Origin of the sequence: Synechococcus sp. KORDI-49 (assembly GCF_000737575.1) — a bacterium.
In the GTDB taxonomy this organism is placed as follows: domain Bacteria; phylum Cyanobacteriota; class Cyanobacteriia; order PCC-6307; family Cyanobiaceae; genus Parasynechococcus.
Window position 1 is genome coordinate 854,175 of the sequence record NZ_CP006270.1, and the last position, 15,302, is coordinate 869,476.

Here is a 15,302-nt window from a genome sequence, read left to right on the forward strand (position 1 = left end):
CCCATTTAAGGACCTTCCGAGCGAAGCCCGGCACAGAGCTGTAACAGCTCGGGAAGATCGGCATCGGTCCGCACCTGACCAGCCATGACGGCACTCGGCCAGGCCTGATGCCCCGCACGCCTGAGCGTCTCCACCAGATCAGCAACCCCTGGAGGACCATCCATGCCGAGCCGCCGGGACAGTTCATCCGTGGGCCAGACGCGGGCAGGGACACCGGGATCAGCCTGAAGGCGCTGGATCAGGCGTTGGGTCCTGGTCTCCAGGTCCTCCCTGGGATCCATCAGCGCTTGGAGCGCTGATGGATCCTGCAGCGCTCCAAGCCAGAGAGGTCCGCTGATCGCCCAGCGACCGGCCCCGTCCGGACAGTGACAGCGGGGCCAGCCCTGCAACCGCAGCAGCGGCTGCAGCTGCTGATCGCCGCAGCGCTCACAGCGGGCGACCAGTCCGAGGTGCTCCTCCTCCGCAGCGGTCGGGCGCCGCGCAAGCCTCACCGCCAGGCGGAACGTGCGGCCTTCGCTGAAGGCGAGCAAGGGCTGCACCCCCCGCCCCAGCATCCAGGCCTGCCGGGCCAGCAGACCCAGCTGCAGCCGCAGCGCCAGCTCCCAGCTGGCTGGATGGGCCCGGGCTGCGGCGCCGAAACTGCGGATGGCTCCCGGACGGTCATGGCCGGTGGGGGAACGGCCGTCGGTGCTGGCCAGCAGGAGCACACCGTCGAACGCCAACACCTGCAGCACGGGCTGGATCAGGGCCGAGGGGCTGCCGAAGGCATCCAGGTCGATCAGATCGAAGAAGCGCTTCTCCGCGAAGGCACGCGCCAGCAGCACCTCGGCAGGCATCGCGCTGAGCTTCAGAACCTGAACCCGTGAAGCCAGCGGTGCGAGGTTGGTCTTCAGCAACGGCAGACGGTCTGGGTCGGCGTCGTTGACCCACAGCTCCACCCCGGAACCGACCTCCGGAAGCGCTTCGAGCCCCCAGCGCAGAGCCCGGATGCCGCAGCCTGCCATCAGATCCAGCCAGCGCTGGCCGCCTTCTCCACGGGGACGCCGGGCCAGAGACCGGGCCAGCAGCACCGAGATGTCCCGGGCCGGTCGCGATTGCGCCCGGAAGAATCCGTCGCCGAGCGACAACCGGGCCCGCCCTTCGCAATAGTGAGCAGAAGAACTCTCCAGAGCCGTGATGACCTCTGCTCTCCAGAGTGCCCACTGGGGAGAGCATGGCCGCTGGTTCTGGCAGGGCCATGGTTGCCACTGGCGTTGCCTCGGCCCTGAGCACGGTCCGGCCGTGCTGCTGCTCCACGGTTTCGGAGCCAGCAGTGCGCACTGGCGTCGCTGTGCCCCCCTGCTGGCCACCCGCGGCTATCGGGTCTACGCGCTGGACCTGATCGGCTTCGGAGCGTCATCACAACCCGGCTATCACTCCTCCCGCCCCGTGGACAACCGACTGTGGGGACGTCAGGTGATCGGCTTCATGCAGGAGGTCGTCCAGCGTCCCTGCGTGCTGATGGGCAACTCACTCGGGGGGCTGACCGCTCTGACCGCAGCGCTGCTGAAGCCTGAACTGGTGACAGCGGTGGTGGCCGCGCCACTGCCGGATCCTGCCCTGATGCAACCGGTGCCGCGCCGGCGGCCACCTGCCTCCCGGCGTCTGCAGCGTCTTCTGGTGGTGGGCCTGCTGCGGCTGCTGCCTCTGGAGCTGATCGTGCCGTTGATCAGCCGCACCCCGCTGCTGCGGGCCGGACTGCAAGGGGCCTATCGCCGTTCGGTTGCCAACGACCGCGAACTTCTTCAACTCATCGCCGCCCCGGCCCGTCGAGCCACCGCCGCACGATCACTGCGGGCGATGAGCATCGGCATGGCGCTGAGGCCGAGGGGAGCCACCGCACCGGCCCTGCTCGGACAACTCAACGGCCGACTGCCGCTGCTGCTGGTCTGGGGGCGGCAGGACCGCTTCGTTCCGCTCGCGATCGGCCGGACAACCGCCGAACGGCACCCCTGGCTGTCGCTGCAGGTGATCGATCAGACCGGGCATTGCCCGCATGACGAAACGCCGGACGCCTTTCTTCAGGCAGTGCTGCCCTGGCTGGACCGTAGTTTGGATGAAAGCAGCCCGGCAGGGGACAAACAGCGGAGATGAAGCACACCCTTTCCGTGCTGGTGGAAGATGAATCCGGCGCTCTCAGCCGGATCTCGGGCCTGTTCGCCCGACGCGGCTTCAACATCGACAGCCTGGCTGTCGGCCCGGCCGAAAGCGGTGGGCAGTCACGCCTGACGATGGTGGTGGAGGGAGATGACCAGACCCTGCAGCAGATGACCAAGCAGCTGGACAAGCTGGTGAATGTGCTGCAGGTGCTCGATCTCACCCAGAGACCTGCCGTGGAGCGGGAACTGATGCTGCTGAAGGTGGCCGCCCCCCCGGAGACGCGCAGCGCCGTGTTCGACCTGGTGCAGGTGTTCCGGGCCAAGGTGGTGGATGTGGCCGACGAAGCTCTGACACTGGAGGTGGTCGGGGACCCTGGAAAGCTGGTGGCTCTGGAGCGACTGATGACGGCCTTCGGCATTCTCGAGATCGCCCGCACCGGCAAGGTGGCCCTGGAACGGGCCTCGGGTGTGAACACCGAGCTGCTCAAGGTGTCGCCAAGCGACAGCAGAGTTCCTGCCTGAGCGCAGAGGCGATCAGGAGGGAGCCAGGGTGGCTTTGGTGATGCGGTCCCCCTGACGGATGGCGTCCACCACCTCCAGCCCCTCACTCACCCGGCCGAAGACGGCATAACGACCATCGAGTTCCGGCAGTGGCTTGAGCGCGATGTAGAACTGGGCGCTGGCCGAATTGGGAGCCTGGGAACGGGCCATGGCCACAGCGCCGCGATCGTGCCGGAGCGCCAGTTTGTTCAGCTCGCTCGGATTGGTGCTGACGCGGCCGTAACGGGGGCCGTCCTCACCCTCGAAGCTGATCTCCAGCGGGATCAGACGTGCCTGACCGGTGGCTGGATCCACGAAACTGCCGGTTCCGAGCTGGCTCAGAGGAACAGAGCGGTCGCTGGACTGGGGGTCACCACCCTGCACGACAAAGGGCACCGGCTCGCGCACAACCCTGTGAAACAGGGTTCCGTTGTAGGTACCGCGACGCACCAGATCAACGAAATTGCCCGCCGTCAGAGGAGCCGCATCCCCATCCACCTCGATGGTGATGTCGCCGCGGCTGGTGCTCATCAGAACGGTGGCCTTGCCCTGCAGACAGGCGGAATCTGCCTCGGCGCAGCCCTGTGCCACCGCAGCCGTCGGGGACGGACTGCAACTGACGACCAGAGGGGTCAGCAGCAGCAGCAGACACCAGAGAAGGGAACGGGTCAGCGCACGCATGGGATTCAAAGACCTTCGAGGTTGACGCCGAGAAAACGGGCCAGCTCGGCACCGTCCTGCTCGAGCTGGGCAAGAGGGAGTGGCTCTCCGACACGGGTCAGAGGCATGTCGCGACGTCCCTGAATGCGCAGGGACACCCGGCGGCGGGCATTGAAACCATCCCGCACCTCCACCTTCACCGCCTTCACATCCCGCATCGGGATCTCAACGCTGATCGGCTTGCGGAAGCCTCGGCGGCTGATGGTCACCAACCCGGCCTTCCGATCGAAGCGGTTGCTGCCGGAGCCGACATCCACAGCGATCACATACCAGAGGTAGGTGGCGAGCAGGGCGGCCGCGATGCTGTAGAGACCCATCACCACACCCTGAGGCACGAAGATCAACGCCGCCGGATGGCCGATCGGCAGCAGATCTCGGCCCAGATAGCTGGAGAGAGATGCCAGCAGGAAACCGATGCCACCGATGCTGACGGCGGCGGCGACGAGAAAGTTGGAAATGCGCCGGGAGCCGAGCACGGATTGCTCGAGCACATCGGTGGACATGGCCGACCCTGAGGGAAGCGTCATTGTGACCTCCGGCAGGCCGCCGCGGCCAAACAGGAAGAAATCCCAAAGAAACAAAGCGATACAAGGGATTTCAGCTGAAGCAAACAGGCCCCGCGCTCCGCTTCAGGATTGTTAAGGTCGCCCGGTATCCCACAGCCTGCGGCTCTTCCGCTCCGTTTCCTCCATGACGATCGCTGTAGGACGCGCGCCTCAGCGGGGATGGTTTGACATCCTCGATGACTGGCTCAAGCGCGACCGCTTCGTTTTTGTCGGCTGGTCCGGCATTCTCCTCTTCCCAACGGCCTATATGGCCATCGGTGGCTGGCTGACAGGCACCACCTTCGTCACCTCCTGGTACACCCACGGCATCGCCTCCTCGTACCTGGAAGGCTGCAACTTCCTCACCGCAGCTGTCTCCACCCCCGCTGATGCGATGGGTCACAGCCTGCTGCTGCTCTGGGGCCCTGAGGCCCAGGGCGACTTCGTTCGCTGGTGTCAGCTCGGCGGCCTCTGGGCCTTCGTGGCCCTGCACGGTGCCTTCGCGCTGATCGGCTTCATGCTGCGTCAGTTCGAGATCGCCCGTCTGGTGGGCATCCGCCCCTACAACGCCATCGCCTTCTCCGGTCCGATCGCGGTGTTCGTCAGTGTCTTCCTGATGTACCCCCTCGGCCAGAGCAGCTGGTTCTTCGCGCCAAGCTTCGGCGTGGCGGCGATCTTCCGCTTCCTCCTCTTCCTTCAGGGCTTCCATAACTGGACCCTGAATCCTTTCCACATGATGGGCGTGGCCGGCATCCTCGGCGGCGCACTGCTCTGCGCCATCCATGGCGCCACCGTGGAAAACACCCTGTTTGAGGACGGCGAGCAGGCCAACACCTTCAAGGCGTTCGAGCCCACTCAGGAAGAAGAGACCTATTCCATGGTCACGGCCAACCGCTTCTGGAGTCAGATCTTCGGGATCGCCTTCTCCAACAAGCGCTGGCTGCACTTCTTCATGCTGTTCGTGCCTGTGATGGGCCTGTGGACCAGCTCCATCGGCATCATCGGCCTCGCCCTCAACCTGCGCGCCTACGACTTCGTGTCGCAGGAGATCCGCGCAGCAGAAGATCCCGAATTCGAGACCTTCTACACCAAGAACATCCTTCTGAATGAAGGTCTGCGTGCCTGGATGGCACCGGCTGACCAGCCGCACGAAAACTTCGTCTTCCCTGAAGAGGTTCTGCCCCGTGGTAACGCTCTCTAATCCCGGTCTTGGCGCCACTGGCGGCAAAGATCTCGACTCCACCGGCTACGCCTGGTGGTCCGGTAACGCCCGTCTGATCAACCTTTCAGGCCGTCTGCTTGGTGCCCATGTGGCCCATGCCGGTCTGATGGTGTTCTGGGCCGGCGCCATGATGCTGTTCGAGGTGAGTCACTTCACCTACGACAAGCCCATGTACGAGCAGGGCTTCATCTGCATGCCCCACGTCGCCACTCTTGGCTACGGCGTGGGTCCCGGCGGTGAGGTCACTGATCTCTTCCCCTTCTTCGTGGTCGGTGTTCTGCACCTGATCAGTTCCGCCGTGCTCGGCCTCGGCGGTCTGTACCACGCCCTGCGCGGTCCGGAGATCCTGGAGAACTACTCCTCCTTCTTCTCTCAGGACTGGCGCGACAAGAACCAGATGACCAACATCATTGGTTATCACCTGATCCTGCTGGGCGTCGGCTGCCTGCTGCTGGTCTTCAAGGCCATGTTCTTCGGCGGCGTCTACGACACCTGGGCCCCCGGCGGCGGAGATGTCCGCCTGATCACCAACCCGACTCTCGATCCGGGCGTGATCTTCGGTTACCTGTTCCGCGCCCCCTTCGGTGGCGAGGGCTGGATCATCGGTGTGAACTCGATGGAGGACATCATCGGTGGCCACATCTGGCTCGGCCTGACCTGCATCTTCGGAGGCATCTGGCACGTGATCACCAAGCCCTTCGGCTGGGTGCGTCGCGCCTTCATCTGGAACGGTGAGGCCTACCTCAGCTACAGCCTGGGCGCCCTGAGCTTCATGAGCTTCATCGCCTCGGCCTACATCTGGTTCAACAACACCGCCTACCCCTCCGAGTTCTGGGGTCCCACCAACGCTGAGGCCTCCCAGGCCCAGAGTTTCACCTTCCTGGTGCGTGACCAACGCCTCGGCGCCAACATCGGTTCCGCCATGGGCCCGACCGGTCTGGGTAAGTACCTGATGCGCTCACCCACCGGTGAGATCATCTTCGGTGGAGAAACCATGCGTTTCTGGGATTTCCGCGGTCCCTGGCTGGAGCCTCTGCGCGGTCCCAACGGTCTCAGCCTCGACAAGCTGCAGAACGACATTCAGCCCTGGCAGGTTCGCCGCGCCGCTGAATACATGACCCACGCTCCCAACGCGTCGATCAACTCCGTGGGCGGCATCATCACCGAGCCCAACTCGGTGAACTACGTGAACCTCCGCCAGTGGCTGGGTGCAACGCAGTTCGTGCTCGCCTTCTTCTTCCTGATCGGTCACCTCTGGCATGCAGGCCGCGCCCGCGCCGCCGCTGCCGGTTTCGAGAAAGGCATCGATCGCCAGGCCGAGCCCGTTCTGGGCATGCCCGACCTCGACTGATCCTTCAACGGTTCAGTCTGCGATCGTCCATCAGCCCTCGCCCAACGGCGAGGGCTTTTTGCTGGCACGAAATCGTGAAGATTCCGGGTGCATTTATTCACGAAATCGTGCCGACCTTGATTTCTTAGCCTGTCACTGTGGCTTCAGTGGCATTGAAGGAAGGCGGCAACGAAGGTCTGAACACCCGGGTGATCCATCACGGCGACAGCTTCGCTGGGGACACCGGCACCGTGATGCCGCCGATCTTTCCAACCTCCACCTTTGCCCACGGCAATTCCGCCGGCTTCGACTACACCCGTTCCGGCAATCCCAATTTCCGCATCCTCGACGCTGTGCTCGCCTCGGTGGAGGGCTGCAGCCATGCCACCGTGTTCGCCTCCGGCGTCAGCGCCATCACCGCCGTGGTCTCCCAGTTGAAGCAGGGAGATCTGGTGCTGTGCGAAGAGAACCTCTACGGCTGCACCGTGCGTCTGTTCGAGCAGGTGTTCGCCAAGTTCGGCCTGCGCACCGCCTGGGTGGATTTCACCCGCCCGGAGGCCCTGCAGGAGGTCCGATCCCATAAGCCTGCGATGGTCTGGCTGGAGAGTCCCACCAACCCCCTGCTCAAGGTGATCGACCTCCAGGAGGTCTGCGCCGTGACCCAGTCCCTCGGTATCCCCGTGCTGGTGGACAACACCTTTGCCACGGCCCTGGTGCAGCGACCGCTTGAGCTGGGAGCCACCCTGTCACTCACCAGCACCACCAAATACATCAACGGTCACTCCGATGCTCTGGGTGGAGCCGTCTGCACCAACGACCCCGACTGGCACCAGAAAATGGTGTTCTCCCAGAAGGCGCTGGGTCTGCAGCCCTCGCCGTTCGACTGCTGGCTGATCACCCGGGGCATCAAGACCCTGCCGCTGCGGCTGCGGCAGCAGATGGCCAACGCTGCCGCTCTTGCCGACCAGCTAGCGGAGCACCCCAGGGTGAACTGGGTGCGCTACCCCCACCGAGCGGATCACCCTCAGCATGCGGTTGCCAGCCGGCAGATGGCCGCCGGAGGCGCCATCGTGACGGTGAGCTTCGATGCCAGCCAGGAGCAGACCTACGCCCTGTGCAAACGGCTGCGCTGGTTCACCATGGCCGAGAGCCTGGGAGGCATCGAGAGCCTGATCTGCCATCCGGCCACCATGACCCACGCCGCTGTCTCTTCAGAGGTGAAGGCCAAGCTGGGCATCGACGACGGGCTGGTGCGCTTCTCCGTTGGCTGCGAGGACCTGGTGGATCTGCAGACGGATCTGCAGCAGGCCCTGGAGCAGCTGGTGTGAGTCCCCGCGATCTGCTGCACGATCCCTGCTGGCAGGGGAAGGATCTGGGGCAACCGCTCCCCGACGCGACCCATGCCGTCTCGATGACACTGCCGCGCTGGCAGGACGTGATCGCCTACGAGGAGAAGGATCCCGCCTGTCGCAAGGCCCTGCAGACGATTTATCCCCGCTTCGGGCTGCACCCACTGCTGCAGGAGCTGTCCGTCCAGATGGCCGTGGATGGTTTGACCGCATGGCCGTTTTCCACAGAAGCAGCCGCCCGTGCAGCCCAGGCCCACTGCCAACGCCAGGAACCGGATGGTCACACCCGGCTGACCCGTGACGAGACGCTTGTGGCCCTGCACACCGACGCCAGCACCAGCCCCCACGCCAAGGCCTTCTGGCAGCACACGGGTCTGGGGGCCTCCTCCCGTCAGGCCGCCGTTGCGCTGAGAAGGGAATCAGCTCCGGCGCCAGCAACGGCTGAAGCGGCCCGCACAGCGGTGCGACAGCGGTTAGCCGCCATCCACGGCATCGAGGCCCATCGGATCAGCCTGCACCCAGCCGGCATGGCCGGACTGCATGCGGCGCTCTCCGCCATCCAAAGCCTCAAGCCGAATCGCCCCACCCTGCAGCTGGGCTTCCCCTACGTGGATGTGCTCAAGCAGCCGCAGGTGGTGTTCCACGGCGGCGAGCTGCTGCAGGGGAACAACCTGGAGGAGCTGAAGGATGCCCTGGAGCGTCGCGATCCCGCAGCTGTGATCGTTGAACTGCCCAGCAATCCCTTGCTGCGCTGTGTGGATCTGCCGGCCGTGGCTGAGCTGGCCCACCGCCATGGCATTCCCGTGATCGCCGACGACACCATCGGCACCGGCCTCAACCTCAGGGCCCTGCCCCATGTGGATCTGATCTTCACCTCGCTCACCAAGAGCTTCGCCGGCCGTGGCGATGTGATGGCCGGCAGCCTGCTCGTGAGCCCCCATTCCCCCTGGAGTGATCAACTGTTGACGGCCATCTCCCCGGTTGCCCGGCTGGCGGATGGCGATGCCATCGCCCTGGAGGAGGCGAGCCGCGACGTTGACCAGCGGGTGCCGCAGCTGGATGCCAATGCCCTTGCGCTGGCGGAACGGCTGGAGAGACACCCGGCGGTGGCGCGCGTGCAGCACCCGAAGGACTGCCCCCATTTCCTGGCCTTGATGCGCCCGGATGGAGGCCACGGCTGCCTGCTGTCCCTTGAGCTGAAGCAGGGGGAAGCCAAGGCATCGAGGGTGTACGACGCCCTGAGGGTCTGCAAGGGACCCAGCCTGGGCACCTCATTCACCCTGGCCTGTCCCTACACCCAGTTGGCGCACTACGACGAACTCGGATGGGCCGCGGAGTGCGGCGTGCCCTCCCACCTGCTGCGCGTTTCGGTGGGACTGGAGGACCCCGGGGAACTCTGGGAACGCTTCCGCGACGCCCTGGACGACTGAGAGCGGGAGGGAAGCCTGAAAAAGCCCTTAACAACCAGGCTCCCGAGCGGGTTGTGTTTCTAGGTTGACCTTTCGGGCCCTTACAGACGCTTCATGTCCCGCATCTACGACGACAACAGCCAGGCCATCGGCAACACCCCGCTGGTGAAGCTGAACCACGTCACCAAGAACTGCAAGGCCACCGTGCTGGCCAAGGTCGAAGGCCGGAACCCTGCCTACAGCGTCAAGTGCCGCATCGGCGCCAACATGATCTGGGACGCCGAGAAGAGCGGCGCCCTCACCAAGGACAAGGTGATCGTCGAGCCCACGTCCGGCAACACCGGCATCGCCCTGGCCTTCACGGCTGCTGCGCGCGGCTACAAGCTGATCCTGACCATGCCCGAATCGATGTCGATCGAACGACGTCGGGTGATGGCCGTGCTCGGCGCCGAGATCGTTCTCACCGAAGCTGCCAAAGGCATGCCCGGCGCCATCGCCAAGGCCAAGGAGATCGCCGAGACCGACCCGGCCAAGTACTTCATGCCCGGCCAGTTCGACAATCCCGCCAACCCTGAGATCCACTTCAAGACCACCGGTCCGGAGATCTGGAACGACTGCGACGGAGCGATTGATGTGCTCGTGGCCGGCGTCGGCACCGGTGGCACCATCACCGGCGTTTCCCGCTACATCAAGAACGAGGCCGGCAAGGCGATCGAATCGGTGGCCGTGGAGCCCAGCCACAGTCCGGTGATCACCCAGACCCTCAATGGTGAGGACGTCAAGCCCGGACCCCACAAGATCCAGGGCATCGGCGCCGGATTCATCCCCAAGAACCTCGACCTCTCCGTGGTCGACAAGGTGGAGCAGGTGACCAACGACGAATCCATCGCCATGGCTCTGCGCCTGGCCGAGGAGGAGGGACTTCTGGTGGGCATCTCCTGCGGCGCCGCTGCAGCTGCAGCCATCCGCCTGGCGGAACAGGATGAATACGCCGGAAAAACCATTGTGGTGGTGCTTCCCGATCTGGCCGAGCGTTACCTCTCCTCGGTGATGTTCAGCGAGGTGCCCACGGGCATCATCGAGGAACCTGTTGCTGTCTGAGATCGATCAGCGCGTCGGGGGTCTGGCTGCATCCAGCACCGCCTCCGGCGCGATCCACATCGCATCGCCATAGGAAAAGAAGCGGTAGTTCCTGCTGATCGCTTCGCTGTAGAGCCCCAGCAGCGTCTCCCGGCCAATCAGTGCGCTCACCAACAACAGCAGCGAACTCTTCGGCAGATGAAAGTTGGTGATCAGCCCCTGCACCACGCGGAAGCGATAGCCGGGCTGAATCACCAGATCCACGGGGCCGGTGAACGGCTTCAGCTCTCCGCCATGGACCTGCGCTGCTCCCTCGAGGGCCCGCACGCTGGTGGTGCCGACGGCGATCACCCGACCTGAGCAGTGGCGGATCGTCTCCACCACCGCCGGACTGACCTCGATCCACTCGCTGTGCAGTTCGAGCGTGGTGAGATCCTCCGTCTCCACGGGGCGGAACGTGCCGAGTCCCACATGCAGGGTGATCCGGGCCAGTTCCACTCCCTTGCGGGCCAACGCGTCCAGCAGTGCATCACTGAAATGCAGCCCCGCCGTCGGGGCTGCGACGGCTCCGGGTCGCTCGGCGTAGCGGGTCTGATACCGCTCGGCATCTCCGGGGTCGTGCCGTTCGATGTAGGGCGGCAGCGGCACCTCACCGCACCGGTTGAGCAGGGTCTCGATCGTCGCCGCATCGGTGCAGTCGTCCGGAAACTGAACGATGCGCCCGCCGCTGGCGGCATCCTCTGCCGCCACGGTGAGCCTGATCTCAGTTCCATCGATGGTGAGAACGTCCCCAGCCCGCATCCGCTTGGCCGGCCGGGCCAGACAGAGCCACAACCCCTGACCGCGGGGCTCCAGCACCAGCAGTTCCGACAGTCCGCCACCGGCGCGGCGCACCCTCAGACGCGCCTTGAGCACCCGGGTGTCATTGACCACCAGCAGATCACCGGACTGCAGTTCCTCGAGCAGATCCCAGACCTGACGATGCCGGGGCGACGCCACGCCGCTGCCCGCAGGAGGCACCATCAGCAACCGGGCGCTGTGCCGTGGCTCGACCGGGGCCTGCGCGATGCGCTCAGGCGGCAGTGGATAGTCGTAGCTGCTGAGCTGCCGGTCCCTGGGATCGGACACTCCGATCAGAGCGCCAGACTCTCGGGGCGGGTCTCGATCAGCTCCGCCAGATCCTTCAGGAAGGCCGCACCGTCAGCCCCGTAGATCACCCGGTGATCGGCGGTCAGATTCACCTGCATCTGACGCTTCACGGCGATGGAACCGTCCTTGCCGGCCACCACGGTGGGGCGTGATGCCGCCACCGCCAGGATCGCGCCGGTGCCGGGAGGAAGGATCGCATCGAAGCGATCGACACCGAACATGCCGAGATTGGAGAGGGTGAAGGTACCGGTGCTGTATTCCTCCGGCTGCAGCTGCTTGCTGCGGGAGCGCTTCACCAGATCACCCCACTGGCGTGACATCTCATAGAGATCGGTGCGGTCGGCATTGCGCAGCACCGGCGTGATCAGGCCGCCGTCCTCCATGGCCACGGCCACGGCCACGTTCACGTCGGCGGGGTAGGCCATACCGGCCGCCGTGGTGGCGGCATTCACCTGGGGATGGCGAGCCAGCGTGACGGCCACGGCCTTGGCCAGCAGGGCGGTCATGGTGACGCCCTTGGGCTTCACCTGTTTGTAGAAGGCATCCAGCTTGTCGGTGGTGATCGTGTACCCGACACGGAAGCAGGGCACCGCCAGGCTGGCTTCCATATTGCGGTTGACCGCCCCCTGCAGGGTGTTGAAGGGCACGGTCTCACCGGGTCGCCCGAAGCTGCTGCCAGCCGGTGCGGCCGGTGCCGCTGCAGCAGAGGACGCGCCTCCAGTGACGGCAGGAGCTGTGCCCTCGGCGACCCTCGGAACGGAGATCGGTTGACCGCTCGCCTTCTCCACGTCCTCTGCCTGGATCCGGCCGTGGGGGCCGCTGCCGCGCACGGTGGCCAGATCCACGCCCATCTGAGACGCCAGCTTCTTGGCACGGGGGCTGGCGACGATGCGGCCGTCGTTGACAACCGGAGCAGACGGCTGAATGGCTGCCGGAGGCGGAGCTGCCACGGGAGCTGCCGCAGCCACCGGTGCGGGGGCAGGCGTCGGTGCGGGAGCAGGAGCTGTGGCCGTCGGTGCAGGAGCAGCGGCAGCGGGGGCTGCCGGAGCCGAGGCCTTGGCATCAGCGATCTCCGCCTCGCTTTCCACGATCAGTCCGATCGTCTCGCCCACCGGCGCGGTGCTGCCGGCCGGCATCAGCACCGCGGCCAGATAGCCGTCCTGAAAGGACTCCACATCCATGTCGGCCTTGTCGGACTCGACCACGAGCACCGACTCCCCCCGTCCGACCTTGTCGCCGGGTTGCTTCAGCCATTCCACGATCTTGCCCTCCGTCATGGTGGAGCTGAGGGCAGGCATGAAGATGTCGTGGGTTGCCAAAACCGTCTCCGAGAGGGCAGATCAGGGGAGTTTACGAGTCAGCTGATGGCTGCTGATCAGGCCTCCTCAATGGCCTGAACGACACCGTCCCGCACGACGATCGACACCTGCATCTTCTGCACCAGGTTGTCGCCGACGGCGAGCTCACAGGTGCTCTCCAACTGGCCCTGCTCCACGATCTGCTCCAGCTCGAGCTCACGCACCTGAGCCTGCTGCTGCAGCAACCCGCGTTTCTGCTCCTCGATCTCGGAACGCTTGGCGGCGACCTGCTGCTGAATCTGAGCCACCTGCTCCTGCACCCGGGGATCGAGCGGGTTGGCGCTCTGACGGCGCACCTCATCCACGACCTGCTGACCCTCCTGCTCCAGCTGGGCCAGCTGCTGATCGCAGTTGGCGATGCCGTTGCTGATCTCCCGCTCCGCTTCCTCCTTCCAGGTGGGGGTCACCACGGCACGAACGGTGATCGGGCGCTTGATCGTCAGGATGGTGCCGTCGGCCATGGGACTGCTTGAGAAGCAGCAAGCGTCTCAGCCGTGCGGCCTCAGGTCAATCACCTCCATGATCATCCCCTCATCGGCCGTACAGCTGCTCGATCAGGGCAGCATCCCGGGCCGTGATGCGATCGCGACGCTGCTTGAGCGTCTGCGTGAGCAGACCGTTCTCGATGCTGAAGGGATCCACCAGCACCACCCCGGCCAAGCGCTCATCCCCGCGGGACCCGGATCGTCCCTTGAGCAACCGGTTGCACTCCTGCATCAGCCGTTTCAACAACAGTGCATCCCCCGGGCGCCCTCCGAGATCCTCCGCCAGGGCCATCCCCTGCTCCGAGGCCCAGGTCTGAAGCGCTTCCACCCGGGGCACCACCAGTGCTCCGAGCTGGCGTTCGTCCTGACCCACCAGCATCACCTGCTCGATCAGCGGACTGGCCACCAGAGCCTCCTCCAGTGGACCGGGCTCGATGTTCTCACCGCTGCTCAGCACGATCGTGTCCTTGGCGCGGCCGGTCAACGCCAGCGAACCATCCGCGAGCAGCAGTCCCAGATCACCGGTGTCGAACCAGCCCTCAGCATCGAGCACCTTGGCGCTGGCCTCCGGCCGGCCCAGATAGCCCCCCATCACCTGGGGACCACGCACCAGCACCCGGCCCCTGCGGCGCAGTCCCAGATCCTCCCCGGACTCCGGATCCACGATGCGGAACTCGGTCTCCGGCATCGGCAGGCCTGCACTGCCGCGGATGTTGCGCCACGGTCGGCGACAGCTCACCACCGGACTGGTCTCCGTGAGTCCGTACCCCACCAGCAGCTCGATCCCCACCGCTTCGAAGAACGCATCGATGTGAGGGGCGATGGCTCCGCCACCGCTGATGGGATACCGCAGCTGTCCGCCGCTGAGCTGAAGCCGCAGCTTCGGCCAGATCAGCGTGGAGGCAAGGGCGTGCAGAGGCCAGCGAAGCCCCGCTTCCGCAGCCGCCGCCAGCCGGGCGGCCGGAGCCATCGGTTCCAGCAGCAGGTTGCGCGCGGTCCGGATCGCACGCCGCTGGGCCGCACTGTTGGCCAGGGCCGCTCTCAACAGCCGCTGTCGCGACGGCGGAAAGGTTTTCAGCACATCCTCGAACCCAGCTTGCACCGCTTCCCACAGACGCGGCACCGTGGCCATGGCGATCGGCCGCACCCGCGGCAGATCCTTCTTCAGCTGCTTGATCGTGGTGTAGGTCTGCGTGCAGGCGCAGGACAGGAAGTAGTAACTGGCACTGCGCTCATAGGCGTGCCAGATCGGCAACACGCTGAGCACAGGCGAGCCCGGTGCCGGATAGGCCACACAGGCCAGAGAGTGCATCTGATGCAGCAGGTTGGCGTGGGTCAGCGGCACCCCCTTGGGCTGGCCGGTGGTGCCGGAGGTGTATAGCACCGTGGCCACCGCCTGACGTGACGGCTCACGATCCGCGTCGCATGGCACCGACGGGCGACCACGCCCGCTTGCCAGGAAGGCGTCCCAGCTCATCACCCCGTCCTGAGGCTCCCCTTCCAGCTGCAGCACGAAGCGAAGCGGGGCTCGCTGCTCCGGTGTCAACGCCAGGCGTCGCCACACCTCCGCGTTCTGCACCACCAGGGCAGTGGCCCGACAGTCCGACAGGATGTAACGCAGCTCTTCCACCGGAGCGGACGCCCCCCGAACGGCATCGGCAGCTCCGGCCCGCATCAGCCCCTGATCCGCCACCAGCCAGCGGGGGCTGTTCTCGGCGAACAGCGCCACCACCTCGCCGGCTTCCAGACCCTGCTCCCGGAAAGCCGCAGCCGCCGTGGCGATGCACTGAGCCAGTTCCGCGAAGCTGAGCCGTTCCGGATGTGCCACATGGGGCGCATCCAGGGCCGTCAGGGTGCCGTGGTGATCCGCCAGCCAGGGCCAGATCGCATCAACCCGCTGCAGCTCGAGGACGTGCTGATGGCGTCGAAGCGAGTCCTGCTCCTGGCGTGTCGGGGTCCAGCTGGCCGTCATCGGAG

General features: G+C 65.6%; 14 protein-coding genes. 7 read left to right on the forward strand and 7 right to left on the reverse strand.

Features of this window, described 5'->3' with window-relative positions; all coding sequences use genetic code 11:
- Window positions 1–5: 5 nt before the first annotated feature.
- Window positions 6–1,127: a N2,N2-dimethylguanosine tRNA methyltransferase gene (locus KR49_RS04635; RefSeq protein ID WP_253912821.1), complete on the reverse strand. Its 1,122-nt coding sequence runs from the start codon at window positions 1,125–1,127 to the stop codon at window positions 6–8.
- Window positions 1,128–1,176: 49 nt separating this feature from the next.
- Here KR49_RS04635 and KR49_RS04640 point away from each other — a divergent pair, with 49 nt between their 5' ends.
- Window positions 1,177–2,133 (forward strand): alpha/beta fold hydrolase, encoded by a 957-nt coding sequence (locus KR49_RS04640; protein WP_084188104.1) that lies wholly within the window; start codon window positions 1,177–1,179, stop codon window positions 2,131–2,133.
- A complete protein-coding gene (ilvN, locus tag KR49_RS04645; RefSeq protein WP_043692189.1) occupies window positions 2,130–2,660 on the forward strand; it encodes an acetolactate synthase small subunit in 531 nt (176 codons plus the stop codon). Before KR49_RS04640 ends, ilvN begins: the two co-directional genes overlap by 4 nt.
- A gap of 12 nt (window positions 2,661–2,672) precedes the next feature.
- Here ilvN and KR49_RS04650 read toward each other — a convergent pair whose 3' ends face one another.
- Both KR49_RS04650 and KR49_RS04655 read right to left on the reverse strand, forming a co-directional pair.
- Window positions 2,673–3,359 (reverse strand): peptidylprolyl isomerase, encoded by a 687-nt coding sequence (locus KR49_RS04650; RefSeq protein ID WP_043692192.1) that lies wholly within the window; start codon window positions 3,357–3,359, stop codon window positions 2,673–2,675.
- A gap of 5 nt (window positions 3,360–3,364) precedes the next feature.
- Window positions 3,365–3,901 carry a photosystem I assembly protein Ycf4 gene (locus KR49_RS04655; RefSeq protein WP_043696814.1) on the reverse strand — a complete coding sequence of 179 codons (537 nt, stop codon included), beginning with the start codon at window positions 3,899–3,901 and terminating at the stop codon, window positions 3,365–3,367.
- 187 nt (window positions 3,902–4,088) lie between these two features.
- Between KR49_RS04655 and psbD the strand changes: the two genes are divergently transcribed.
- From psbD to cysK, 5 genes are all read left to right on the forward strand, one after another.
- A complete protein-coding gene (gene psbD, locus KR49_RS04660; protein WP_043692195.1) occupies window positions 4,089–5,144 on the forward strand; it encodes a photosystem II D2 protein (photosystem q(a) protein) in 1,056 nt (351 codons plus the stop codon).
- Window positions 5,128–6,516 (forward strand): photosystem II reaction center protein CP43, encoded by a 1,389-nt coding sequence (gene psbC / locus KR49_RS04665; RefSeq protein ID WP_043692198.1) that lies wholly within the window; start codon window positions 5,128–5,130, stop codon window positions 6,514–6,516. The genes psbD and psbC overlap by 17 nt, the downstream gene beginning before the upstream one ends.
- Before the next feature lie 137 nt (window positions 6,517–6,653).
- Entirely contained in the window at window positions 6,654–7,823 is a 1,170-nt protein-coding gene (locus KR49_RS04670) for a PLP-dependent aspartate aminotransferase family protein (protein ID WP_253912822.1), read from the forward strand.
- Entirely contained in the window at window positions 7,820–9,274 is a 1,455-nt protein-coding gene (locus KR49_RS04675) for a PLP-dependent transferase (RefSeq protein WP_043692203.1), read from the forward strand. The genes KR49_RS04670 and KR49_RS04675 overlap by 4 nt, the downstream gene beginning before the upstream one ends.
- Before the next feature lie 93 nt (window positions 9,275–9,367).
- Window positions 9,368–10,354, forward strand: coding sequence for a cysteine synthase A (gene cysK, locus KR49_RS04680; protein WP_043692206.1), 987 nt, complete (start codon window positions 9,368–9,370; stop codon window positions 10,352–10,354).
- Window positions 10,355–10,360: 6 nt separating this feature from the next.
- Here the strand turns inward: cysK and queA are convergent, their stop codons facing one another.
- The 4 genes from queA to KR49_RS04700 form a co-directional block, all read right to left on the reverse strand.
- Complete coding sequence (gene queA / locus KR49_RS04685; RefSeq protein WP_043692210.1) at window positions 10,361–11,461, reverse strand: tRNA preQ1(34) S-adenosylmethionine ribosyltransferase-isomerase QueA; 1,101 nt, start codon at window positions 11,459–11,461, stop codon at window positions 10,361–10,363.
- Window positions 11,462–11,466: 5 nt separating this feature from the next.
- Entirely contained in the window at window positions 11,467–12,801 is a 1,335-nt protein-coding gene (locus tag KR49_RS04690; protein WP_084187959.1) for a dihydrolipoamide acetyltransferase family protein, read from the reverse strand.
- A gap of 56 nt (window positions 12,802–12,857) precedes the next feature.
- The gene (locus KR49_RS04695) at window positions 12,858–13,301 is read right to left on the reverse strand and encodes a YlqD family protein (RefSeq protein ID WP_043692213.1); all 444 of its coding nucleotides are present in this window, start codon (window positions 13,299–13,301) and stop codon (window positions 12,858–12,860) included.
- 70 nt (window positions 13,302–13,371) lie between these two features.
- The gene (locus KR49_RS04700; RefSeq protein ID WP_043692216.1) at window positions 13,372–15,297 is read right to left on the reverse strand and encodes an AMP-binding protein; all 1,926 of its coding nucleotides are present in this window, start codon (window positions 15,295–15,297) and stop codon (window positions 13,372–13,374) included.
- Window positions 15,298–15,302 lie beyond the last annotated feature (5 nt).